The sequence below is a fragment of the Halochromatium glycolicum genome (assembly GCF_016584085.1).
Taxonomy (GTDB): Bacteria; Pseudomonadota; Gammaproteobacteria; order Chromatiales; family Chromatiaceae; genus Lamprobacter; species Lamprobacter glycolicus.
Window position 1 is genome coordinate 16,824 of record NZ_NRSJ01000020.1, and the last position, 23,391, is coordinate 40,214.

At 64.6% G+C, this 23,391-nt stretch carries 20 protein-coding genes; 18 read left to right on the top strand and 2 right to left on the bottom strand.

What is annotated here, in order from left to right; translation table 11 throughout:
• Positions 1-111: 111 nt before the first annotated feature.
• Positions 112-1,617, bottom strand: a complete 1,506-nt coding sequence (locus tag CKO40_RS11960; protein WP_200346499.1) for a BCCT family transporter — start codon at positions 1,615-1,617, stop codon at positions 112-114.
• Between the two features lie 156 nt (positions 1,618-1,773).
• Positions 1,774-2,385: a fasciclin domain-containing protein gene (locus tag CKO40_RS11965; RefSeq protein ID WP_200346447.1), complete on the bottom strand. Its 612-nt coding sequence runs from the start codon at positions 2,383-2,385 to the stop codon at positions 1,774-1,776.
• 906 nt (positions 2,386-3,291) lie between these two features.
• Here CKO40_RS11965 and CKO40_RS11970 point away from each other — a divergent pair.
• The 18 genes from CKO40_RS11970 to CKO40_RS12055 all read left to right on the top strand — a co-directional run bounded on the left by CKO40_RS11970 (position 3,292) and on the right by CKO40_RS12055 (position 23,316).
• A complete protein-coding gene (locus CKO40_RS11970; protein WP_200346448.1) occupies positions 3,292-4,683 on the top strand; it encodes an MBL fold metallo-hydrolase in 1,392 nt (463 codons plus the stop codon).
• A gap of 237 nt (positions 4,684-4,920) precedes the next feature.
• Complete coding sequence (locus CKO40_RS11975) at positions 4,921-5,139, top strand: hypothetical protein (RefSeq protein WP_200346449.1); 219 nt, start codon at positions 4,921-4,923, stop codon at positions 5,137-5,139.
• 12 nt (positions 5,140-5,151) lie between these two features.
• Positions 5,152-5,931 carry a hypothetical protein gene (locus CKO40_RS11980; protein ID WP_200346450.1) on the top strand — a complete coding sequence of 260 codons (780 nt, stop codon included), beginning with the start codon at positions 5,152-5,154 and terminating at the stop codon, positions 5,929-5,931.
• Between the two features lie 220 nt (positions 5,932-6,151).
• Complete coding sequence (locus tag CKO40_RS11985; protein WP_200346451.1) at positions 6,152-6,508, top strand: TusE/DsrC/DsvC family sulfur relay protein; 357 nt, start codon at positions 6,152-6,154, stop codon at positions 6,506-6,508.
• Positions 6,509-6,538: 30 nt separating this feature from the next.
• The gene (locus CKO40_RS11990; protein ID WP_200346452.1) at positions 6,539-6,856 is read left to right on the top strand and encodes a hypothetical protein; all 318 of its coding nucleotides are present in this window, start codon (positions 6,539-6,541) and stop codon (positions 6,854-6,856) included.
• Between the two features lie 388 nt (positions 6,857-7,244).
• Positions 7,245-7,394: a hypothetical protein gene (locus tag CKO40_RS11995; protein WP_200346453.1), complete on the top strand. Its 150-nt coding sequence runs from the start codon at positions 7,245-7,247 to the stop codon at positions 7,392-7,394.
• Between the two features lie 45 nt (positions 7,395-7,439).
• Positions 7,440-8,621 (top strand): ATP-binding protein, encoded by a 1,182-nt coding sequence (locus tag CKO40_RS12000; protein ID WP_200346454.1) that lies wholly within the window; start codon positions 7,440-7,442, stop codon positions 8,619-8,621.
• Positions 8,622-8,692: 71 nt separating this feature from the next.
• Positions 8,693-8,917 carry an antitoxin MazE family protein gene (locus CKO40_RS12005; RefSeq protein ID WP_200346455.1) on the top strand — a complete coding sequence of 75 codons (225 nt, stop codon included), beginning with the start codon at positions 8,693-8,695 and terminating at the stop codon, positions 8,915-8,917.
• The gene (locus tag CKO40_RS12010) at positions 8,914-9,240 is read left to right on the top strand and encodes a type II toxin-antitoxin system PemK/MazF family toxin (protein ID WP_200346456.1); all 327 of its coding nucleotides are present in this window, start codon (positions 8,914-8,916) and stop codon (positions 9,238-9,240) included. The genes CKO40_RS12005 and CKO40_RS12010 overlap by 4 nt, the downstream gene beginning before the upstream one ends.
• Before the next feature lie 5 nt (positions 9,241-9,245).
• Entirely contained in the window at positions 9,246-9,515 is a 270-nt protein-coding gene (locus CKO40_RS12015) for a type II toxin-antitoxin system VapB family antitoxin (protein ID WP_200346457.1), read from the top strand.
• Positions 9,516-9,763: 248 nt separating this feature from the next.
• Positions 9,764-10,558, top strand: coding sequence for a hypothetical protein (locus CKO40_RS12020; protein WP_200346458.1), 795 nt, complete (start codon positions 9,764-9,766; stop codon positions 10,556-10,558).
• A complete protein-coding gene (locus CKO40_RS12025; protein ID WP_200346459.1) occupies positions 10,545-11,093 on the top strand; it encodes a BREX protein BrxB domain-containing protein in 549 nt (182 codons plus the stop codon). Before CKO40_RS12020 ends, CKO40_RS12025 begins: the two co-directional genes overlap by 14 nt.
• A gap of 14 nt (positions 11,094-11,107) precedes the next feature.
• On the top strand, positions 11,108-14,566 hold the full coding sequence (gene brxC, locus CKO40_RS12030; protein WP_200346460.1) for a BREX system P-loop protein BrxC: 3,459 nt from the start codon (positions 11,108-11,110) through the stop codon (positions 14,564-14,566).
• 72 nt (positions 14,567-14,638) lie between these two features.
• Positions 14,639-14,935 (top strand): FitA-like ribbon-helix-helix domain-containing protein, encoded by a 297-nt coding sequence (locus tag CKO40_RS12035; RefSeq protein ID WP_200346461.1) that lies wholly within the window; start codon positions 14,639-14,641, stop codon positions 14,933-14,935.
• An 80-nt stretch (positions 14,936-15,015) separates the two neighbouring features.
• Positions 15,016-18,372: an N-6 DNA methylase gene (locus CKO40_RS12040; protein ID WP_200346462.1), complete on the top strand. Its 3,357-nt coding sequence runs from the start codon at positions 15,016-15,018 to the stop codon at positions 18,370-18,372.
• A complete protein-coding gene (locus CKO40_RS12045) occupies positions 18,372-20,108 on the top strand; it encodes an ATP-dependent nuclease (RefSeq protein ID WP_200346463.1) in 1,737 nt (578 codons plus the stop codon). Before CKO40_RS12040 ends, CKO40_RS12045 begins: the two co-directional genes overlap by 1 nt.
• Positions 20,105-22,012: an ATP-dependent helicase gene (locus CKO40_RS12050; RefSeq protein WP_200346464.1), complete on the top strand. Its 1,908-nt coding sequence runs from the start codon at positions 20,105-20,107 to the stop codon at positions 22,010-22,012. Before CKO40_RS12045 ends, CKO40_RS12050 begins: the two co-directional genes overlap by 4 nt.
• Positions 22,009-23,316, top strand: a complete 1,308-nt coding sequence (locus CKO40_RS12055) for an ATP-binding protein (RefSeq protein ID WP_200346465.1) — start codon at positions 22,009-22,011, stop codon at positions 23,314-23,316. The genes CKO40_RS12050 and CKO40_RS12055 overlap by 4 nt, the downstream gene beginning before the upstream one ends.
• Positions 23,317-23,391: the final 75 nt, after the last annotated feature.

Genomic DNA, 23,391 nt, shown 5'->3' on the forward strand with positions numbered 1-23,391 from the left:
CATCGGTGCAAAGGCTATGCCGGAGCGGGGGTCTGCGCTCGCTTGCGCCGGGGATCGGGCAGTGACTGGTTCCGCCGTGCGGCGGGTTCAGTGGTGCAATACCAGGCGCGCTCAATCGCGCAAGGCCTTGCGTGATGGGATACCGGCGACCTGCTCATCGGCCCGGAGTGCCTTCAGCAGGCCCCAGCTCGCGATCAGCAGGAAGGCGGTCATCGGTAGCCCGGAGGTCAGTGATGCCGTGCGCAGCGCCTGCAGCCCTCCTGAGAGGAGCAATGTTGCCGCGACCGTGCCCTCGGCGACGGCCCAGAAGATCCGTTGCGCCTTGGGCGGATGCGGATGGCCGCCGGAGGTGACCATATCGTCGACCAGCGAGCCGGAATCGGACGAGGTAACGAAGAACACCACCACCATCAGGGTCGCCAGCACCGAGGTCAGCGCCTGCCAAGGGAGCTGGTCGAGCATCGCGTAGAGGCCGGCACTGGCGTTGTCCTGCACCACGGCCTCGATGCCGCTCTCAGCGAAGATGACGCTGTGCAGCGCGGTTCCGCCGAACACGGTCAGCCACAGGAAGGTGAGTAGGACCGGCACCAATAGCACCGCCAGGATGAATTCTCCGACCGTTCGGCCGCGCGAGATGCGGGCGACGAAGACACCGACGAACGGCGACCAAGAGATCCACCAGCTCCAGTAGAACAGCGTCCAATCGAACTGCCATTCGCTTCCGGGCCTGAGGTCCAGCCAGAGGCTCTGGCTGACGAAATGCTGCAGATAGGCGCCCGTGGACGAGATGAAGAGCTTGATCAGATAGACCGTCGGGCCAGCCAGGAACACGAACAGCATCAGCACCCCGGCGAGTCCGATATTGAACCGCGAGAGCAGACGGATGCCGCGATGCACGCCGGTGACGACCGAGACCGTCGCGACGGCGGTGATCACCGCGATGATCACCACCTGCACCATCTCGGCCTGAGGCAGGCCCGAGAGACGGGTCAAGCCGGCGTTGATCTGGATCGCGCCCAGGCCGAGCGAGGTCGCAACGCCGAACAGGGTGCCGACCGTGGCCAGGATATCGACCGCATGGCCGATCGGCCCATGGATGCGCTTGCCGATCAGCGGATACAGCAACGAACGCGGCGCCAGCGGCAGCTCATGGCGGAAATGGAAATAGGCGATCGAGAGCCCGAAGACGATGTAGACGGCCCAGGGGTGCAGGCCCCAATGGAAGAAGCTCAGTCTTAGGGCCTCACGGACCGGGCCGCCCTCGGCGGCGGCGGAAAACGGTGGATCGCTCCAGTGCATCACCGGTTCGGCCACGCCCCAGAAGACCAGGCCCGTGCCCATGCCGGCGCTGAACATCATCGCGAACCAGGACAGATAACCGAGCTCGGGCTCGCTGTCCTCGCCGCCGAGGCGGATATTCCGATAAGGACTGACCAACAGCCAGAGCACGAACAGCAGCAGACTGGTGGCGCCCAGGACATAGAACCAGCCGAAGTGGGTCAGGATTGCGGACTGGATCGCACCGAAGACCTGCTGTGCAGCATCCGGCCAGCCCACGCCGAGTGCGACGAAGCCGATGACGACAGCGGCCGAGCCGAGGAAGACGGTCGGCTGCATCGTCGACAACAGGCTCGACAGGCGCGGCTGAACGGCTGCCAGGATGGGGGAGAGTCTAGACACGTTGGGAACACTCGGGTCGAGCGGACCGGCTGTGGGACGCGCTGGGGCGCTGAGGGAGCTGCGAGGGGCGCCGGAGCGCCCCCCGGTCATCGCTTACAGGATTACACGGTCGATCACGTGCACGATGCCGTTGCCGGCGACCAGATTGCTCTGGACGATCTCAGCACCGCCGACGCTCAGCTGCGCACCGGGGGCACTGAGCTGCAGTGCCTTGCCGGACAGGCTCTCGGTCTGGTCGGCTTGCAGCAGGTCCGTGATACCGAGCCGGGCCCGCACGACGTGATTGCTGACCAGGTCGATCAGTGCTTGCTGATCCTGCATGAGCGCCTGGCGCTTCTCTTCGGGCAACGCATCGAAGGCCGAATTGGTCGGCACGAAGAGCGTGAAGGGACCGTCTTCCTTCAGGACCTCGAGCATGCCGGCCTGCTCGACGGCCTGCTCGAAGTCGCTGAACAGCGCGGCGTCCTGAGTGATGTCGAGAACCGTGCTGTCGGCGGCCGAGCCGACCGTCTTCGGCGGGTCGTAAGAGGCGAACGGACCCGGGGCCTCATAGTTCCGGTCACCGGCCTCGGCGCGCGCCAAGGTCTCCTCGTCCGCGTACTTGCTGCCGAAGGTCAACGCGGTGAGCGGGCCAAGGCCGATCACGAGCGCAAAGATGATCGTCCAACGTTGCTGGGTCAGGAAGGTGGGTTGCTGATCAGTCATCGCCTGAATCCTCTTGCTTGATGGTTGGATGAGTGCCAAACCGGCGCGCCCGAGAGCTGGGGTAGCTCGCCTGGGAGCTGGGACCGCCCAGCTGGAAGCGCCGGACACATCGCTCTGGGTGGGAGTGGCCAGACTCATGCAGCGACCATGCCAGGGTGCTCCAGAACGCTCTCACGGGTGCCGGGTGCAGGGTGCCGGGTGCTGGGTGCTGGGTGCTGGGTGCTGGGTGCCGGGTGCAGAGTGCTCCGGAACGCCCTCCAGGATGCTCCAGCTCGCTCTATGGCGTCTTGGGGATGCCTCGATCTGTTTCTCGTGCAAGACAGTGGAAATCCCGAGACCGATTGTCGCTGCCCGCAAGGGTCGTGCGGCAGGAGCCCGCTTGCGGGCGATCTTCGCCGTCGCGAGCGCGGCCTGGTCGCCCGCAAGCGGGCTCCTACAGCGGTGAGGGCCAGATGGCAGGGACAGGGTCTCGGGTCTGTCTGACGCGAGGCACCAGGGGCAGCACTCGGGGGATTTGGCCCGGTCGCTGGTTCATAGAAACCGCTTGGGCGGTCTGTTTGCCCAGTGCGCTGTTGCCCCATGTGCTTCGCCCAGTGCGCTGTTGCCCAATGTGCCTCTCCGAGGCGGGTTGGCGCCGATGCAGCGGGGCCTTGAGCGCCTGCGGATCGGCGGCGCCGCCCGGGTTGCATCTAGACTCGGGTGGTCTGCTCTGGACTGGATCTGGGAGGGGGTGGGAACGAACTGGGACCGAATGGCGACCGAGCTGGACACCGACTTGGAGACCAAGCTGGACACCGACCTGGAGACCGAGCTGGAGACCGAGCTGCTCACCGAATTGGGGGGGCGGGCGCGGCGTTTGCACGAGAGAACGACCATTTCAATATGCCACTCCAGCGGAGGGCTTCGATGTTCTTCAAACAGTTTTACCTCCCGAGTCTCGGCCACGCCTCCTACCTGGTGGGCTCGGAAGAATCGGGAGAGGCCCTGGTGCTCGATGTGCGCCGGGATGTCGAGACCTACTTCGCTGAGGCGCGAGAGCAGGGGATGCGTATCCGCTATGCCTGCGATACCCATCAGCACAACGACTACCTGAGCGGGATCTGCGAGCTGCCCGAGCGCGGCGACGTGCAGCTGCTGGCCGGCGCGCGTGCCGAGGTCGGCTACCCGGTTCGCGCGATGGACGACGGCGAGACCCTCGAGATGGGCGAGGTGCGCTTCGAGCTGATGCACACCCCAGGGCATACGCCGGAGCACATCAGCCTGCTGGTCACCGATCGCTCCCGCGGCGACGAGCCGGCGATCCTGTTCTCGGGCGGGGCGCTCCTGGTCGGCGATCTGGCGCGGCCGGACCTGTTGGGCGGGGAAGAGGAAACGCGGCGCGGCGCCGAATCCTTCTGCGCGACCCTGCAGCACAAGATCCTGCCGTTGCCGGACTTCGTCGAGGTCTTCCCGACCCATGTGGCCGGCTCGCTCTGCGGCGGCAACATCGGCAGTCGGCTGTCGACGACCATCGGCTACGAGCGCCGCATGAACCAGCTCCTGAGCAGCCTCTCGTCCAGCGACGAGTTCGTGCGCCAGTGCATGGACCTGACCGACCTGCCCGCGGTGCCGCCGTACTGGCCACGGATGCGCCAGCTCAACACCGAGGGGCCGCCGCGGCTCGGCGTGCTCGCCGATCCGCCGCCGCTCGGCATCGAGGAGTTTGAATCGGCGCGTGAGCAGGGTGCGCTCGTCGTCGACTGCCGGCCCCCCGAGGCGTTCTCGGCCCACATCCCGGGCGCGATCAATGTCGGCATCGGCAACAGCTTCGCGACCTGGGCCGGCAGCGTGCTGCCGCCCGAGCGTGACCTGGTCCTGGTGCTCGACCGCGCCGAGGACCTCTGGGAGGTCTGCTGGCAGCTGTTGCGGATCGGCTATCCGCTGCCGCGCGGCTGGCTCGGCGGCGGCATGCTGGCCTGGCGCACGGCCGGCAAGCCGATCGACGTGCTGCCGCAGTGGACCGTGCGCGAGCTCCGGCAGGCGCTCGACAAGGACCGCGATCTGCTCGTGCTCGATGTGCGTCAGCCAGCGGAGTGGAGCGCCGGGCACATCCCGGAGGCCCGCCACATCACCGGCGCCGAGATCGCCGCGCGTGTCGACGAGCTGCCCAAGGACCGGCCGATCGCCTCGATCTGCGGCAGTGGCTATCGTTCATCGGTCGCGGCCAGCGTACTCAAGGCGCAGGGTCATCGGGAGGTCTACAACGTGCTCGGCGGCATGACCGGCTGGGAGGCCGAGGGCTTCAAGACCACGCCCTGACGAGAAGCTGTGTCAAGCCCGCGAAGCTTGATAGCCATTCCGCCTGATCGCCGGACAGAAAGCGCCAGAACAGTCAGCACCGATGGGCTCAGCTTGTCCGGAAACCAGGGCGAGTGACTAGAGAAGCCCGAACAGAATGACCTCTGCGGCTTGAAAATTCAGCAGTTTGTCTAGGCTGGGCGGGCATTGTGACAGGGCATCTTGGCAGTCAGATTATTGCAAGCGAGGGTTTTGATGGTGACCGACGAAGACAAAGCAGATCAGGGAGGCGAATGGCCGACGCCGCTGCGCTGCGAGCAGTGTCAGCGCGAGGTCCCGCCCGATGAGGCGCTGCATCCCGAAGGTCAGGACTACACGCTGGCCTTCTGCTCCCCCGCGTGCCATGCACTCTGGCGTGAAGAACAGGCCGAGCCCCTGATCTCGCGCCATCGGCAGCGCAGCGGGCGCGAAGACTGATCGGAGACCGATATGAACCAAAGCTTTCTCTCAGTGAATACGCTCCTCGGGTGGAGGTTGCGCACCCGTGACGGCATGACGGCGGGTCTGCGCGATGTCTTGCTCGATACCGACAACTGGACGCTGAGCCTGCTATCGGCCGAGGCCGAGGGTTGGGCGCCGGAGCGCGAGCTGCTGCTCGCCCCGCGGATGGTGACCGGTTACGACGAGGCCCGCGCCGAGCTCGATCTGGACGCCGATGCCGAAACCCTGCGATCGAGCCCGACGCTGGCGACCGAGGACGGGATCGCCGGATTCGGTGACGAAGAGGCGCTGCCACCGGCTTGGGACGCGCATTGGCGGGCCGAGATCGATCCTGAAGACGGCGTCGATCCGCCTCCAGCGCCGACCGAGGAGCTGGATACCGAGGTTCCAGCGGACCTCGGCATCGAGACCGATCTGTCAGCGGACGATCTACTGCGCGCCGAAACCCTGATGGGCTGGACTGCCGAGACCGCTGACGGTGTGAACTTGACCATCAACGATCTCGTCGTCGACGACCGTGACTGGGCCTTGGCCTACCTCGACGTCGGGATCGGCGATCCGAGCGCCGTCGCTGAAGGTTCTGGCGGCTCTGGTCGCGGCAGCGAACAGCCGTGCCTGGTTTCGCGTCAGTGGATCGACTGGCTCAACCACAGCGGGGAGACCCTGCATCTTGCGGTCTGGGCGCAGGAGCTGCGCACAGCGCCGGCGGTGCCGAGTCCGGTGGCCTCCGATGCGCGCTCGCAAGTGCGCGTCTACGAGCCGGCCTGATCCGCAACAGCCCGATCCCCGGCAGTCTGATCCCCAACAGCCTGATCCCGCTCGAGATCGCCTTCGGCGAGCCCGGGGTTCAGCGAACGGCGCGCGGCGACCGCGAGCGAGCCGGCATGGCCAAGGAGGGAGCCGGCATGGCCAAGGAGGGGTCCGCTACGGCTGGCCCGGAGACGGCTGATCGTCGAGTGTCAATCTTTCCCATCGCAGGAGGTGTCCGATGAGCGATCCGAACAACATTGATGCCCTACTGGATCAGGACGGCTTTCTCGCTGACCCGGCGCAGTGGAACCCAGAGGTGGCCAAACAGCTTGCCTGGCGTGTCGATATCGGTGAGCTCGACGACGCCCATTGGCGGATCATCGATCGGCTGCGTGCGCATTTCAATCAGGCCGGGACCTTGCCGGTGCAGCGTACGCTCTGCCGCGAGCTCGAGCTGGAGTCGGACTGCCTGCTGGCCTGGTTCGGAGGGCCGGTCGAGGCCTGGACCGTCGCCGGCTTACCCAATCCCGGCGAAGAGGCGAAGGTCTACATGGCCGACATGGAAGCGCGCGCCAAGACCGGCTATGGGGAATGATCTCGATAGTGCCGCAGCAGGAGGTTGATCATGGCTCATAAGACGCGCAAGCACTGGGGTCAGATGCCTTGGTGGCAAAAGGCGGCGGTCTGCTGCTCCCAGCCGACACTCTTCTACAGTCTGATGTTCGCCTTCGTCGGGCTGCTGTTCCTGCTCGGGGCCTTCTATCTGGACCCCGACATGTGGACTGTCGGCCTGATCCTGATCCTGATCTCAGCGGTCATGGTGATCACCTACCTGGTGCTCGCCTATCGCGCATTCGGGCGCGAAGGTCGCCGGGACGAGTCGCCCGCGGTCGACTATGTGAACAAGGGCGACGCGGCCAACGCTGAGCGCGGCCAAGGCTGAGGCCGTTAAGGAAGGCGGCTCTCATGGCTGGCCACAAGCGCCGTTCTGCGTCGCCTGCTCTTCCAACTTGCCGGCATTGCTGGCGCCCGGGGCCTGGCCTGCGGCTGGCGGACCAATCCGCACACAGCCTGAGATCACGCCAGTGAACGTCGCGTTCGCCCTGTTCCTGCTCCGGCGCCGGCGCCGGCAACAACGTGCGTCTCGCCCTGCTCGGCATCGTCTTCAGGTCCGCCGGCCTTCCCGACCGGCAATGCCCTGCTGGCCGAGCTTTACAGCCAGCGCGACACCCTGATTCAGAGCCTCCAGGACTGGCAAGCCACCGGCGAGCAGATCAGCCAGTGTTGGCTGAACTGGACCCAGCTGCAAACGCTGCTTCGAGCAAGCGCGCATGGACGCCGCCCGGCTGCTGGAGCCCAAGGTGCAGCGCGTCGACCTCCCGCGCCGCACCCTCACCGACGAGGCCGAGCTCGCCGACTGGCTCGCCGAGGCCGAGGTGCGCATCCGCGCCAAGCTCGCGGATAGGCCGGTGATGGTCTAGCAGGTTATTGTTGCAATCTTTCCACGCGATGGATAATTTGCGCCGATGCTCTCTCGACTTGTCACCGATGAGGTTGCCGCGGCACTGAGCCGTCAGGCAGCGGTCGCGCTGATCGGGCCGCGCCAGGTCGGCAAGACGACGCTCGCGCTGGCAATCGGCGAGGCAAGCAACGCGCTCTATCTGGACCTGGAAGACCCAGACGACCGCTCCCGCTTGTCGAGTCCGACACTGTTTCTCGACAACGTCGAGGACCGACTGGTGATCCTGGACGAGATCCACCGCATGCCCGAGCTGTTTCAGGGCCTGCGCGGCATCATCGACAAGGGGCGCCGTAAGGGCAAAGGCAAGGGGCGGTTCCTCATCCTCGGCTCGGCTTCGCTCGACCTGCTGCGACAGTCGGGCGAGACACTGGCGGGACGCATCGCCTATATCCATCTCGATCCGTTCTCCGCGCTGGAGATCGAGGATACGCGCGCGGCGCGCGAGCGCCTCTGGCTGCGCGGGGGCTTCCCAGACAGCTACCTGGCCGCGAGCGACGGCGAGAGCCTGGCGCTGCGCAGGGACTTCATTCGCACCTATCTCGAGCGCGACGTGCCGATGTTCGGGCCGCGCATTCCCGCGACCACCCTGGAGCGACTCTGGACCATGCTCGCCCATCGCCAGGGAACACTGCTGAACGCCTCCGAGCTGGCGCGGGCGCTGGAGGTGAGCACCCAGTCCGTCACGCGCTATATCGATCTGCTTTGCGATCTCTTGCTGGTCAGGCGACTGCGACCCTTTCATGCCAACATCGGCAAGCGCCTGGTGAAATCGCCGAAGGTCTATGTCCGCGACAGCGGGCTGGTGCATGCGCTGCTCGGGCTCGAAACTCTGGAGCAGCTCGCCGGACATCCGGTCGTCGGCTACAGCTGGGAGGGCTATGTGCTGGAAAACCTGCTCTCGGTCTTGCCCTGGCGCTCATCCGCTTTCTTCTATCGAACCAGCCGCGGCGCCGAGATCGATCTGTTGCTGGAGCACAATGACGGGACGCGCTGGGCCATCGAGGTGAAACGGAGCCTCGCGGCCAAGGTTGAGCGCGGTTTTCATCAGGCCTGTGAAGACATCAAGCCACAGCGAGCCTTTCTGGTGCATGCCGGCGAGGATCAGTATCCGGTCTCAGCGCAGTTGGAGGCCATCAGCCTCAGAGGCCTGATGGAGGCGCTTCGTGCGATGGCGCCCGCCACCTGAAGCGCGGCGTTGCATGTAACGCATCGACCCTCTAAGCTGTTTCATGTAACGCAAACACGACGGAGGGAGCGATGGCATCCACAGAGGTCAACGCACGCGTCCAAAGGCACCGCGAGGCGCTGCGCCGGGCGGGGCTGCGTCCGGTACAGATTTGGGTGCCTGATACGCGCCGGGCAGGCTTCGCGGAGGAATGTCGCCGACAGTCTCGCCTTGCGGCCCAAGCGGATGCCGCAGATAGCGACATGCAGCATTGGCTGGACGAAGCCCTCACCGATCTGGAGGGCTGGACCGCATGACGCGCGGCGACCTGGTGACCATCGCCCTGTCCGGTGACTTCGGCAAGCCGCGTCCGGCGTTGGTGATCCAGGCCGATCAATTCCAGGAGCATGCCACCCGGACGGTACTGCCGGTGACCAGCACACTGGTCGCGGCGCCGCTGTTTCGCATCACGCTCGAGCCCAGCGCGGATAATGGCCTGAAGCAGCCCTCTCAGGTCATGGTCGATAAAGCGATGACGGTGAAACGCGACAAGATCGGCCCCGTCTTCGGGCGCATCGATCTCGACAAGCTGGTCGAGATCGAGCGCGCCCTCGCCGTGTTCTTGGGCATTGCGAAGTAACAGACATGCGCGTGACAGTCGATATCGATGACGACCTGCTGCAGCGTGCCCAAGCACTCAGCGGCATCAAAGAACCAACGGCCTTGGTGCATGAGGCACTCAAGGCGCTGCTTGAGCGAGAGACTGCGCGCCAATTGGCACAGCTTGGCGGCTCCGAGCCCCAGATCGACGAAGCGCTCGACTGGCTCCGTCGTGCAGTCTGGTCCCTGCCCGTCCTCGACACTCGCAGCGACGATGAGATACTGGGCTACAACAGGTTTGGCCACTTTGACTGATCCAACGGCCAGATTGAACGCCCAATCAAAGCACCAAGGAGCCACCCCCATGGACCCCCTCGCCAAACCCCCGCGCCGCCGACACCTTCGACGACTGGCCCGAGCACCTCGGCGAGCTGAAGCCGACGGCCCCCTGCTGCGGTTCCGGGCATTTTCTGGTCGCCGCCTTCCAGACGCGCCGGCGCTGTGCCGATCATAGTCGCGAAACCGTAGCGCCTCCTGGCGATCCGCAACGGAGATGTGCAACAGTGTTCGCGACTGAACAGACCGAGGCGCTGCTCCGGTTCGGCTTCAAGTTCGGTCGAGGCGGTGTCCACGCGGCACGGACGATGATGCTCCCGGAGCTGCAGCGCCTACTGGACGCGCTACCCGAGGATGCCGAACAGGCCGACTACCGGGCCGCGGTGGTTGACACCAACCTGCTCGACAAGCCGTCACTGAAGGCCCGCAAGCTCGGCTTTGAGCATTTGTGCGGCCTCTATGCCCTCGATCCCAACGTCTGTCTGTTCCGGGTCCTGCGGCGCTTGTGGCACAGCGATGCGCCGAGTCAGCCGGTGCTGGCGCTGTCGATGGCGCTGGCGCGGGATGCGTTGCTTCGACTCAGCGCCCCGCTCATCCTCGAGGCCCGGCCCGGCGTCCGCGTATCCCGGGACCAGATGGCTGAACGGTTCGCCACCTGGGGCGAGGGCCGCTTCAGCGCCACCTCGGTCGAGGCCATCGCTCAGCGCGTGAACGGCACCTGGACCCGGGCCGGCTATCTGACCGGGCGCGTCAAGAAGGTCCGCACACAGCCCGAGATCACGCCGGTGAACGTCGCGTTCGCCCTGTTCCTGGCCTATCTTGAGGGGCGTCTCGCCCAGCGCCTCTTGACCAGCGACTGGGTGCGTGTGCTCGATCTTCCCGAGGAACGGCTGATCGAGCTGACCCAGGCGGCGGCGCTGTGCGGGCTGCTGGTGTTCCGCCGCACCGGCGCCGTGATGGAGGTCCGCTTCCCGAACTATCTGACCGAGCAGGAACGGGAGTGGCTCAATGAGCAGGCTTGACCGTCTCGTCGAACGCTACGCCGATCACATCGCCACCCCGTGGCCGGCCGGACTATCGGGCATCGAGCGCGTGATCTTCGTCGTCTACCCGCCCGCCGATGAATTGCGCTTACGCATCTACATCGACGAGTTCGAGCTACGCACCCGCGACGCCGGCCATGGCTGGAGGCTGCTCGACCTGACCGGAGCCTTCCCGCAGTGGATGGCCGCCCACCGCTACCGCGAGAAGTATTTTCGCCGTCCCACGCTGCTCGCGGGGTACCCCGAAGGCCGCCTGGCCGAGTTCACGGCGCACCTCGTCAAGCAGACCCGCGCGCAGGTCGCCGCGGCGCCGGCCGACGAGGTGGTCGCCCTTGCCGGGGTCGGCACCCTGTTCGGGGTCTCCAGCGTCTCCGAGGTCGTGAACGGCGCCGCGTCTGCCATCAATGGGCGCCTCGTCGTCTTCTTTCCCGGTGAGAAGGACGGCAACATCTACCGCTTGCTCGATGCCCGCGATGGCTGGGACTACATGGCGCATGCGATCACCGCGGACTGAATAAGGAGTTGACCATGAAGAATCGGGCGATCTATAGCAAGGATCCTCTGGCCAACCGACTGATCAACAACGGCGTGGCCGAGGTCTCGGAAGACCGCTCCAAGGCCGCATTGGCGATCCTCCGCTACGAGCTGGACACCTTCGTCTGCGACGGCGAATACGAAAAGGGCCTGCAGAAGATCCTCGAAACCTACCTCGGCAACCTCGGCAGCGCCCCCGAACAGCCCGGCGTCTGGATCAGCGGCTTCTACGGCAGCGGTAAGTCGCATCTGGCCAAGATGCTTCGCGCCCTCTGGGTCGATCTCCCGTTCGACGACGGCGCCACGGCCCGCAGCGTTGCCCGGCTCCCGACCGAGATCAAGGACCATCTCCGGGAGCTGAACACCCAATCGAAACGCTACGGCGGCCTGCACGCCGCCTCCGGCAAGCTCGGCTCCGGTGCCGGCAACAACGTGCGTCTCGCCCTGCTCGGGATCGTCTTTAGGTCCGCCGGCCTGCCCGAGAAGTACAACCAGGCGCGCCTGATGATGTGGCTGCGGCGTGAAGGCATCCTCGACAGGGTCGAAGACGCCCTGGCGAGCAAGGGCACCAGCCTGGAGCAGGAGCTCCCGGATCTGTTCGTCTCCGACGACCTCCATTCGGCCCTGCTCGCCGCCAAGCCCGAGCTGGCCCCGGACGCCATGAGCGTGGGCGACCGCCTGATCGCCCAGTATCCGGAGGTACAGGATGTCTCGAACGACGAGATGATCCGCGCTGTCAAGGATGCGCTCACGAATGATAACGGCTTCCCGCTGACCCTCATCGTGCTCGATGAAGTCCAGCAGTTCATCGGCAACAGCGGCGACCGCGCCTACAGCATCCAGGAGGTGGTCGAGTCCTGCAGCAAGCACTTCGGCGGGCGCCTGCTGTTCGTCGGCACCGGGCAGACCGCCATGTCCGGCACCCCGTCACTGCAGAAGATCAAGGGCCGCTTCACGGTGCCGGTGCAGCTCTCCGACACGGACGTCGAGGCCGTCATCCGCAAGATCATCCTGCAGAAAACGCAGGGCGCGATCCCCGCGATCCAGACGACCCTGACCGACAACCTCGGCGAGATCTCCCGCCACCTGCGCGGCACCAAGCTGGAGCACACCACGCAGGACGAGCCCATCATGGTCGCGGACTACCCGCTGCTGCCGGTGCGCCGCCGATTCTGGGAGAAGGTCCTGCACAAGCTCGACGAGTCCGGCACCATCTCCCAGCTCCGCAACCAGCTCCGCATCGTCCACGAGGCCGCCTGCGCCACCGCCGAGCAGCCCCTCGGCCAGGTGGTCTCCGGCGACTTCATCTACGACCAGCTCAGCACGGACCTGCTGCAGACCGGGCTGCTCTCACGAGAGGTCTACGACCGCATCGGCAAGCTCGCCGCCGGCGACGCCGACGCGCAGCTCAAGGCCAGTCTGCTCAAGCTCATCTACCTGATCGGCAAGCTGCCCACCGACCCGATGGCGGACATCGGTCTGCGTGCCACCGAGGACAGCCTGGCGGACCTGCTGGTCACCGAGCTGGCGGGCGGCTCCAGTGCCCTGCGCAAGCGCATCCCCGGCCTGCTGGATGAGCTGCACAACACCGACGGGCTGGTGATGGCCATCGCCACCGCCTCGGGCACCGAATACCGCCTGCAGACCGCCGAGAGCAGCGCCTGGCACGACGAATATCGCAAGCAGGTCTCCGAGCTGTCGTCGAATACCCAGCGCCTCGAGATGGAGCGTATCGATCTCTTCAAGACCGCCTACCGGGAGGCGCTCAAGGGCGTGCACCTGACCCAAGGGCAGACCAAGGAGGTGCGGACCCTCACCCCCTGCTACGACGACAGCCTGCCGGCGGACGCCGACAAGCAGATCGTCGCCTGGTTCCGCGACGGCTGGAGCAGCTCCGAGACCGAGATCAAAGGCGATGCGCGCAACGCCGGCCCCACCAGCCCGACCATCTTCGTCTTCCTGCCGGCCCAGAGCCGCAACGAGCTGCGCGCGGCCATCATCGAGCACAAGGCCGCCCGGCTCACGTTGGACACCCGCGGCGTGCCGGCGACGCCCGAGGGCCAGGATGCCCGCTCCGCCATGGAGACCCGCCGCAACGACGCGGACCGCCGTATTGCCCAGATCGTCAAGACCGTCGTCGGCGGCGCGCAGGTCTATCAAGGCGGCGGCTCGGTCGTGGATGGCACCGACCTGAGCGACAAACTGCAGGCCGCTGGCGCTGCGTCCGTCGTGCGCCTCTACGGCGACTTCGACACCGCCGACCAGGTGGGCTGGGACAAGGTCATCGAGCGCTCGCGCAAAGGCGAGACCCAGCCCCTGCAGCCCATCAAGCACAGCGCCGACACGGACCAGCACCCGGTCTGCGCCGCCATCCTCAAGCACCTGGGTGCCGGCAAGAAGGGCAGCGACGTGCGCGAGCACTTCAAGGCACCGCCGCACGGCTGGCCCCAGGATGCCATCGACGGTGCCCTCTATGCCCTGCTCGCCAGCGGCCACGTGCTGGCGCTGAACAACCTCGGCAAAGCGGTGGACGCTAAGGGCCTGGAGCGCAAACAGATCACCCAGAGCAGCTTCAAGCCCGAGACCGTCACCATCAGCCCGGTGCAGAAGATCCAGATCCGCAAGGTCTTCCAGGCCGCCGGTGTCGGCTGCCAGCCGGGCCAGGAGGTCGACAAGGCGCCGGCGCTGCTGCGTACCCTGCGAGACCTGGCCAGCAAAGCCGGCGGCGAGGCGCCGAAACCGGCGCTGCCGGACCAAAAGCGGCTCGACGACCTGGGGGCGCTCGCCGGCAACGCCCTGCTCGCTGAGCTATACAGCCAGCGCGATACCCTGATCCAGCACAGCAAGGACTGGACAGCCACCGGCGAACAGATCGCCAAACGCTGGCCGACCTGGACCCTCGTGCACGACCTCTTGAACCACGCCAAGGACCTGGGTCCATCCGAGGAGCTGCAGGCCGAGGCCAGGGAGATCGAGCAACAGCGGGCACTGCTCGCCGACCACGACCCGGCTCAGGCCCTGCTCGACAACACGGTGGACCTGCTGCGCAGCAGTCTCAACCACCACGTCGAGGCGTATCGGAAGACCTACGACGCGGAGATGGCGGCACTGGATCACGACAGCGATTGGCAGCAGCTTTCACCCGATCAGCGCACCGCGATTCTGGTCAAGCACGGCCTCGACCAGACCGTTTCGGTGGATGCCGCCACCGCCGAGAGCATCCTCGAGGAGCTGGAGCACTGCTCGCTCTCCCAGTGGGCCGACCGCACCCGGGCGCTCAAGAGCCGGTTCGAGCAGGTGCGCCTCGAAGTCGCCAAGCTATTGGAGCCCAAGGTGCAGCGCGTGGATCTCCCCCGCCGCACGCTGCGGGACGAGGCGGAGCTGGCCGCCTGGCTCAAGGAGGCCGAGGAGCGCATCCGGGGCAAGCTCAGCGACGGGCCGGTGATGATCTGACCGATAGGATTGACGGTAATTGACCTACCGCCGGATGATTGACAGTAAAACACCTGCATTCTGGTTGCCATCATGCCGGCCGTGACTGTCAAGAACCTTCCGGACGATCTCTACCAGCGCCTCAAGACCAACGCCCAGGCGCATCATCGCAGCATCAACGGCGAGCTGATCGCGACCCTCGAGCGGGCACTGTGCGTGCAACGGACCGATCCCGAGCAGCAGCTCGCCCAGATCCGCGCCTTGCGCCGCGAGCTGGACCTGCCGCCCCTCGACCTCGACGCGATCCGCGCCGCGATCGAGTCTGGTCGGCCAGCATCTCGGCACCCCTCTGTTCACGGCCGACAGCGGTCTACGCAAGGCATTTCCTGACACCGCGCAGGGGCTCCCGACTGGAGCCTGACGCGCGCCCGCGCAAGCCCAGCTCGATCCATCACCAAGGAGCTTTCCTCATGGACCCCCTCGCCAAACCGCTGCGCAGGCAACTGGAAGAGGCCGTCGTCGACGCCCGGGACACGGCGGAAGAGGCCGCCCGCGCCGCGCTGATGCACCTCGGTGTCGGCGACGCGGACGCGCCCAAGCATCTGACCGACGCCGAGCGCGCCCTGCGCCGCCGCCTGCGCGCCCACGGCCGCCAGCTCGGGGATCAGCGCCGTCCCGACGCGCATCAGGCTATCGACAAGCTGGTGCAGGAGACCGCCTACGAGCACTGGCACCGCATGCTCTTTGCCCGCTTCCTGGCCGAGAACGGCCTGTTGATGCACCCCGACGGCGTCGCGCTGACCCTGGACGAGTGCAACGAGCTGGCCCGGGACGAGGGCGCCGCGGACGGCTGGGAGCTGGCCGGGCGCTATGCCTCCCGCATGCTGCCGCAGATCTTCCGCCCGGACAGTCCGGTGCTGGCGCTGAAGCTCGCCCCTGAGCACCAGCGCGCCCTGGAGCATCGGCTGGCCGGTCTGCACCCGGACACCTTCCAGGCCGCCGACAGCCTCGGCTGGGTCTACCAGTTCTGGCAGACCAAGCGCAAAGACGCCGTCAACCGCTCCGAGGTCAAGATCGGCGCCGACGAGCTGCCCGCCGTCACCCAGCTCTTCACCGAGCCCTACATGGTCGCCTTCTTGCTCGACAACAGCCTCGGCGCCTGGTGGGCCGCCCGGCGGCTGAACGCGGACGACCTGCGCAGCGCCGAGAGCGAGGAGGCGCTGCGCCGCAAGGCCGCGATCCCCGGCGTGCCGCTGGAGTATCTGCGCTTCGTGAAGGAAGAGGACGACGCCTGGACGCCCGCCGCCGGCACCTTCGACGCCTGGCCCGAGCATCTCGGCGAGCTGAAGGTCATGGACCCCTGCTGCGGCTCCGGGCACTTCCTCGTGGCCGCGTTGCAGATGCTGGTGCCGATGCGCAAGGCGCTCGAAGGGCTCGACGCCCGCACCGCCGTCGATGCGGTACTGCGCGATAACCTGCACGGCCTGGAGCTGGACCAGCGGTGCGTCGAGATCGCCGCCTTCGCGCTGGCCCTGACCGCCTGGCGCTGGCCCGATGCTGGCGGTTATCGGCCACTGCCGGCGCTGAATCTCGCCTGCTCCGGGCTCGGCATCCACGCCCCGAAGGCCGACTGGCTGCGGCTCGCCGAGGGTGACGTCGACCTGGAGCACGCACTGGAGCGGCTGTACGACCTGTTCAAGGACGCACCGACTCTCGGCAGCCTGATCGATCCTCGGCGGGCGTTGGGGGACGACCTTCTACAGTTGAGCTGGGTTCGGGTCGAGCCGCTCTTGGAGCGGGCGCTGGGGTCGGAGGATGCGCAGCAGCAGGAGCTAGGAGTGCTTGCGGCTGGGTTGGCGCAGGCGGCTCGATTGCTCGCGGACCGCTACCACTGTGTTGTCACTAACGTGCCGTATTTGACGCGGCAGAGGCAATCCAAGAAATTGATGGACTATTTCGATGGTCGTTTCGCGAAGAGCAAGAACGAGCTTGGGTATGTGTTTCTCTCCAGGTTTCTAGACCAGCTTCCGGAGAGGTGCCCTGTAGCGGCGGTGATGCCGCAGAATGTACTGTACATGGCGCGCTATAAGAGCTTCAGGGTTTGCCTGCTTGAAAGCGCAACGTGGGAACTCGTTGCAAGGCTGGGGACGGGCGCATTCGAAGCTATATCCGGCGAGGTGGTGAACGTCGGCTTGTTCATAATGACCGCATCAACTCCAATCTCGGAGCAAATGATAACATGCATCGATGTGCCGCGTGATTCGGATGCGCACGAAAAGGCGCGCCACCTCAGCGATGGTAGCGCTACCATTCTCAAACAGAATGCTATGTGTCTTAACCCGGATTCCGTTTTCGGTAGTACTTCTGTAATCGAGAAAGGAGCTCTTCTGGCTGAACACGCTGAATGCTATCAGGGACTCCGCACCGGAGACGCGAACCGATTCGTTGCAAACTGGTGGGAAATTCCATTCGGTTCAGGTGAATGGGATTTCTTTCAGACGTCAAGCACCGACGATGCTGGTTCGATCTCAGGTTACACAGGAGCCATATTCTGGCAGGGCGGGGCAGGGCAGTTGCACGAGTATGCAGCAGCTACTCGGTATCGGCTGCATGATATGCATGAAAGCGGGAATCGCGCTTGGGGTAGATGTGGGATTGCAGTGGGTCAAATGACTTTAAGAGCAACAGTGTATCTTGGCGCGAAATTTGATAACCCCGTTGCAGTAGTCGTTCCAAAAGAAACAAGGGACCTCGATGCTATTTGGGCCTTCCTTTCTTCGGAGCAGTACAGAGAAAGCGTAAAAGAAGTTAACAGAGGTTTGTATATCACGAATGCGGCGCTGCTGAAGGTTTCGTTTGATCGTGATTATTGGGTCGATGCGGTCAGGGCAAATGAAGGACTCAGCTTTCCGCGCACATTCTCACCCGATCCTTTTCAGTGGATTTTCCACGGACATCCTTATCGATCGCGGCACCCGCTGCACGTTGCCGTAGGACGGTTAATTGGTTTCCGCTGGCCGGCCGAGAAAGATTGCGTGATGGCACTCTCGGACGAATCCCGCGCCCTGGTCGCCGAGACCCGCAAGCTCGACCCCTTCAGCGACGACGACGGCATCTGCTGCCTGCCCGCCATCCGCGGCGAGCCCGCGGCCCACGAGCGCCTGCTGGGCCTGCTGGAGGCGGCCTACGGTGACGACTGGACCGCCGGCACCCTGGGCAAGCTTCTGGCCGAGTCGGGCGCCCAGGGCAAGGGCCTGGACGTCTGGCTGCGCGACGCCTTCTTCCAGCAGCACTGCAAGCTGTTCCATCACCGCCCCTTCATCTGGCACATCTGGGACGGGCTCAAGGACGGCTTCGCGGCCCTGGTCAACTACCACAGGCTCGACCGCGCCAACCTGGAGCGGCTGATCTATACCTACCTGGGCGACTGGATTCGGATGCAGGAGCGCGCCGCCGCCGACGGCCAGCAGGGCGCCGACGAGCGCCTGGCCGCCGCCAAGGCCCTCAAGACCAAGCTGGAAGCCATCCTGGAAGGTGAGGCCCCGCTCGACATCTTCGTGCGCTGGAAGCCCGTCGAGCAGCAGCCCATCGGCTGGGAGCCGGACCTCAACGACGGCGTACGCCTCAACATCCGCCCCTTCATGCTCGCCGGCGACGTGGGCAAGAAGGGCGCCGGTGTGCTGCGCGCCAAGCCCAACATCCACTGGAAGAAGGACCGCGGCAAGGACGTCGAAAGCGCCCCCTGGTACCCCGTCTTCCAGGGTGAGCGCATCAACGACCACCACCTGACCCTGGCCGAGAAGCGCGCGGCGCGAGGGGGTGCGTGATGCTGCTGACCAATTTGAAGATCGAAAACTACCGCGGCATCAAGACGCTGGAGCTTGCGCTCGGGTCCACGACGGTGCTGGTCGGCGAGAACAATTGCGGCAAGACCAGCGTCCTGCACGCGCTACGCGCATGCTTACACACACTACGGTCCGGCGGTCGCGCGGCGCCGTTCGACGAGTTCGACCTTCACTTCGACAGTCGTGCTGCGGACCCGACGACGGCACCGTTGATCGTCATCACGCTCACGTTCGAGGAGGAAACGCCTGGCGAGTGGTCAGAGGAGATCGAACAACGCCTTGGAGGGGACGCTGGGGTTATCGCCCTTGTGCCGCCCGATGACCGCAGCCGGATTCAGCTGCGTGTCAGCGCCGAGTACTCGAATGTCACTCAGGAGATCGACACCACATTCGAGTTTCTCGACGCTGCCGGAAACCCGTTGCCAGCGAAGAACCGAGCCCGCCTGAGCAACCTTCAACAGTTGCGCCCTCTGTTCTACCTCTCGGCACTGCGTGATGCCGGGAGGGAGTTCTCGCGTACCTCCCAGTTCTGGTCCCCCTTCGTCAAGAACTCCCAGATCGACGATACGACGAAGGCGACCATCGAAGCGAAGCTGGAGGATATCAACGCACAGATTATCGAGGCTCACGGAACCTTCAAAGGTGTTCGGGACCACCTCGGCAAGGTGCAGCAGTTGGTCGCACTTGGCGTCGGCGCCGAGGACGTCGTCAGCGTGGATGCTATACCCGCACGGGTCTTCGATATGCTGAACCGCACTCAGGTCAACATCGCTTCCGCTACGGGCGCGCGGCTGCCAATTGGGCGGCATGGAGAGGGAACACAGAGTCTCGCCGTGTTGATGCTTTTTGACGCGTTTCTGAAATCCGAGTTGGCCAGGAAGCAGCGGGTTCTGGAATCGAAGCCCATTGTCGCGCTGGAAGAGCCCGAAGCCCACTTGCATCCGAATGCCGTCCGCGCACTTTGGAAGGTAATCCAAGACATTGACGGGCAAGTACTGGTCGCGACACATTCGGGCGATTTGCTGTCCGAAGTGGATATCTACTCCATCCGACGGTTGTACAAAAGGGACGGAGCGGTCAAGGTTGGCGCGATACCATCGGACCTTCTCAATGCGCGGCAGCTTCAGAAGTTCGACTACTTTGTTAGACGGACGCGTGGCGAGCTTTTCTTTGCTAGGGTGTGGATCTTGGTTGAAGGAGAAACCGACGTAATTCTTCTCAGCGGCGCAGCCCGAGTGCTTAGAATCGAGCTCGAACAGGCCGCTATCCGAATTGTCGACTATGCACAGAGCGACCTCTCGCTTTTCATCGCCGCGGCGGATTCCCTTGGTATCGAATGGCACGTCTTCTCAGACGGTGACTCGGCTGGAGCGAAAAACATTAAAAAGGCTCGTGATGTGTTGGGGTCACGGCCGGAAGCATCGCACTTGACGTTGCTTCCGGATGGCGACCCTATAGAACCATACCTATGTCGAAATGGTTTCATCGACGTCTATGAGGATCACGCGAGCGACCAGAACCGACCGCGATACATCACAGTTGGTGAGAGCGATGAGGCGTACGCTGGTCAACTATGTCGATGTCTGCCGAACAATGGTAAGCCCGCTGCGGCCCACGCCGTCGTTGCAGAGATGATTTCCCGCGGCGCCGGCTCCGTCCCTCGGGAGATCGCCGAGTGCTTGTCAAAGGCCATCGCGCTTGCAGGGGATAAAGCATGAGTATTCTTGAACACTTGAACCCGAACCAGCTCGCGGCGGCGCAATGGAATACGGGGCCGCTTCTTGTCTTGGCGGGACCTGGCTCCGGGAAGACAGCGACGCTTACCGCGCGGGTTGGCCGGCTGGTCGAGCAGGGACGCGACGAGTCCTTCCGCATACTCTGCCTCACCTTCACAAGGAAGGCGGCAGCCGAAATGCGGGAGCGCCTGCTGAAACTGGTGCCGGAAGCGCGAGATAGAGTGCTTCTGACAACTTTCCACTCGTTCGCGACCGACATCCTGCGGCAGCACGGTAGCCATTTCGGTTTGAGTCCGGATTTCGCAATACTCGAGGAGGGCGAGCGTGTCGACATCCTCAAGTCGGTGCTTGACGAAAAAGCTGACGAACTCACCAAGGTGGTATCGGCTGAAAAGGCCCTGAAGGCCATCGACTTTCTGCTGAGAAACGTCACACCCGACGCGGACGTCCCGACATTGGTCAAGGACGCTGAGGCGGGAAGGCAGCTTCAAACCCTCTTTGTGCGCTACAAGGACGTTTTGAAAGAGCAAAACTGCCTCGACTACGGGTCCATCCTCTATTTTTGCGAGGAGTTGCTTCGCGTGCGGCCACGCGTCAGCAAACAGCTACGGACGGTCTACCGATACGTGTGCGTGGACGAGTTCCAGGACACGAACCTCGTGCAGTATCGATTGCTTCGGGTTCTCGTGCCAGACGCGGACGCCAACCTCTTTATCGTTGGGGACGACGACCAGATCATTTATCAGTGGAACGGGGCGAGCCCGGCGCGGGTGAGGCAGCTAGAACAGGATTATGCGTTGACGACCATCCAACTGCCGGAGAACTACAGATGCCCGCCGCAGGTGGTGGAATTGGCGAATGCGCTGATCGTCCACAACAGCGACCGTTCGCAGCATAAGAGGCCTTTGCTTTCCATGAAGGCAGGGTCCGGCGCAAACGCCGTCGAGCTTCTTGGGTTCGAAGACGACTGGAAGGAAGCGGAAGGTATTGCGGAACACGTGGCGACACGGCTGAGCGATGGCGCAGAAGCTTCGGACATTGCCGTCTTGGCGCGTTCTACCAGGCTCTTGGAGCGGGTGCAGGACGCGTTTGGCGCGCTGTCGGTGCCTAACCACATACAGCGGCGAAAGTCCCGGTTCGAGAGTCCACCGATGCGGTTTGTGACATCGGCCTTGAAACTAGCCCTGGTACGTTCGGACGACGAGCTGGCCTCAACGGTCACAAAGGCGCTGTCGGATTGTGTCGACCAGGACGTCAGTGGCGAGGATCTCGCGAGGTTCGCGGCGGGACTGAACGGGGACCAATTGGAAGCGCTCGGTGCTCTGGTCGCTGAAGGTGCGGCAGTACCCGGGGGGCTGACGCAAGCGGTCCATGCGCTGGTCAGCGGTCGATACGCCGAGTTTGCAGCCATTGCGTTGGATCACTTCGACACGGTCGAGCGTACAGCCGAGGAGGGCGGGAAAGAGCAGTATGCAGAGTACGCAACGGAACGCAAAGTATGGGACAGCATCGTGCGCGAGATCGGGGGTGAGGAGGAAGCTTATGCACTTCCACTCGGGCAATTTCTTCAAGAGCTTGCGCTGGCCAATAAGACCCCGGAGGCGCCTTCAGGCTCGGTACGGTGTCTTACGATTCACGGCTCAAAGGGATTGGAATTTCCGCATGTCTACCTGATCGGCATGGCGGAGGATCAGTTGCCGTCGTTTCAGAGCAAGAAATCCGGGGATGATAGCCGAGAGATGCAGGAAGAACGCCGGAACTGCTTCGTCGCGATAACCCGCACTCTCGAAACGCTGACGATGAGCTTTGGCAAGAGGTACAACGGATGGTCAAAGGAGCCGTCACGCTTCTTGTTCGAGATGGGAATGATTGAGTTCCGTGAATGATTGGCGGAACTCAAAGCCTTTACGATGATGAAGCCGACCTGCTGTCGGAGATCGCCGCGGGCGAGGACACGTTCCTTGATTGTATGGAGGTCGTGTGTAAGGGAGATCAGGTGCGCTTCGCGAGCGATGAGGGCAGAGCCGACGAGGTCATCGCCGAGGCCTTCGTCTCCATGGCGAACACCGAAGGCGGACTGGTGGTCTTTGGCGTCAGCGAAGATGGCAAGGTCCTCGGCATCAACGCCGACAAGCGCGACAAGCTCGAGCAGTTCGTGGTCCAGTGCGCCCTCGATCACTGCGTACCGCCCATCGAGCCCCACCTGGATTGGCTGCTGCTGCCCGACGCCAACGGCGAGCGCCGGCTGTGTCTGCGGGTCTATGTTCCGCGGGCGCGCTACTACGTGCATCAGACCAGCGACGGGCGCTTCCTGAGGCGTGTCGGCAGCCATCGCACACCGATTCCGGCCGAGCAACTGGGGCGGCTGCTCGCGAGCCGACAGCTCATGTTGCCGTTCGAGGAGCGGCCCGTCCTCGGCGCGGGCCTGGACGCGCTCGATAGCACCCGGTTCGAGACCTACTACCGACGCCGCTTTCATGAGCCCATCGCGGACCCGGCGCTGAGCTACGAGCGCTTGCTGGGCAACCTGAAGCTGGCCGTGCAGGGTGACGACGGCGATTGGCACCCGACCAATGTGGGCGTGCTGCTGTTCTCCGCCCGACCAGACCTACACGTGTCCGGCGCCTACGTGGACCTGGCCGTCTACGACCATGCCGATGCCGACGGCAACACGCTGGACGCGAAACGGGTCACGGGCACCGTGGTGGAGCAGATCGAGTGGGTGCTGACCTATCTGCGCAACAGTCCATTGCTCAACACGGTCTCCGTCAAGGACGGCCTGGGGAGAGTGGATCGGCCCGCGTACAGCGACTTCGCGGTGCAGGAGTCGGTGGTCAATGCGCTGGCCCATCGCGACTACGCGATCGCGGGCGCGCAGGTCATCGTCACCGTCTTCCCGGACCGCATCGAGATCCGCAACCCCGGCGGTCTGCACAACACGCTGACTGAGGACAACCTCTACGCGGGCTGTCAGCCGGTGCGGCGCAATCAGATCCTTTGCGGCTTTCTGCGCGACTACGAGAGCCCGGCTACCGGACGCCGCTATATGGAGGCGCGCGGTGAAGGGTTCTTGACGCTGGTTCGTACCAGCATGGCGCTGTCCGGCCGCCGCCCGGAGCTGGTCAACATGGGCGGTGCAGTGAAGCTGACGCTGTTCTCCTCCCATGCCGGCAGCGCGCCTGCTACGTAGTCAGACCATCTTGGCCTGACGGGTTCAGGGTGTTAACAGCTAGCCTGAAACCCCGCCAAAGCTACGCTATTCTTT

What these genes read in the sequence shown, in the direction of transcription:
- CKO40_RS11960 (WP_200346499.1), bottom strand. Translation starts at nt 1,617, where the DNA reads ATGCAGCCGACCGTCTTCCTCGGCTCGGCCGCTGTCGTCATCGGCTTC.
- CKO40_RS11965 (WP_200346447.1), bottom strand. Translation starts at nt 2,385, where the DNA reads ATGACTGATCAGCAACCCACCTTCCTGACCCAGCAACGTTGGACGATC.
- CKO40_RS11970 (WP_200346448.1), top strand. Translation starts at nt 3,292, where the DNA reads ATGTTCTTCAAACAGTTTTACCTCCCGAGTCTCGGCCACGCCTCCTAC.
- CKO40_RS11980 (WP_200346450.1), top strand. Translation starts at nt 5,152, where the DNA reads ATGAACCAAAGCTTTCTCTCAGTGAATACGCTCCTCGGGTGGAGGTTG.
- CKO40_RS11985 (WP_200346451.1), top strand. Translation starts at nt 6,152, where the DNA reads ATGAGCGATCCGAACAACATTGATGCCCTACTGGATCAGGACGGCTTT.
- CKO40_RS11990 (WP_200346452.1), top strand. Translation starts at nt 6,539, where the DNA reads ATGGCTCATAAGACGCGCAAGCACTGGGGTCAGATGCCTTGGTGGCAA.
- CKO40_RS11995 (WP_200346453.1), top strand. Translation starts at nt 7,245, where the DNA reads ATGGACGCCGCCCGGCTGCTGGAGCCCAAGGTGCAGCGCGTCGACCTC.
- CKO40_RS12000 (WP_200346454.1), top strand. Translation starts at nt 7,440, where the DNA reads ATGCTCTCTCGACTTGTCACCGATGAGGTTGCCGCGGCACTGAGCCGT.
- CKO40_RS12005 (WP_200346455.1), top strand. Translation starts at nt 8,693, where the DNA reads ATGGCATCCACAGAGGTCAACGCACGCGTCCAAAGGCACCGCGAGGCG.
- CKO40_RS12010 (WP_200346456.1), top strand. Translation starts at nt 8,914, where the DNA reads ATGACGCGCGGCGACCTGGTGACCATCGCCCTGTCCGGTGACTTCGGC.
- CKO40_RS12015 (WP_200346457.1), top strand. Translation starts at nt 9,246, where the DNA reads ATGCGCGTGACAGTCGATATCGATGACGACCTGCTGCAGCGTGCCCAA.
- CKO40_RS12025 (WP_200346459.1), top strand. Translation starts at nt 10,545, where the DNA reads ATGAGCAGGCTTGACCGTCTCGTCGAACGCTACGCCGATCACATCGCC.
- brxC (WP_200346460.1), top strand. Translation starts at nt 11,108, where the DNA reads ATGAAGAATCGGGCGATCTATAGCAAGGATCCTCTGGCCAACCGACTG.
- CKO40_RS12035 (WP_200346461.1), top strand. Translation starts at nt 14,639, where the DNA reads ATGCCGGCCGTGACTGTCAAGAACCTTCCGGACGATCTCTACCAGCGC.
- CKO40_RS12040 (WP_200346462.1), top strand. Translation starts at nt 15,016, where the DNA reads ATGGACCCCCTCGCCAAACCGCTGCGCAGGCAACTGGAAGAGGCCGTC.
- CKO40_RS12045 (WP_200346463.1), top strand. Translation starts at nt 18,372, where the DNA reads ATGCTGCTGACCAATTTGAAGATCGAAAACTACCGCGGCATCAAGACG.
- CKO40_RS12050 (WP_200346464.1), top strand. Translation starts at nt 20,105, where the DNA reads ATGAGTATTCTTGAACACTTGAACCCGAACCAGCTCGCGGCGGCGCAA.
- CKO40_RS12055 (WP_200346465.1), top strand. Translation starts at nt 22,009, where the DNA reads ATGATTGGCGGAACTCAAAGCCTTTACGATGATGAAGCCGACCTGCTG.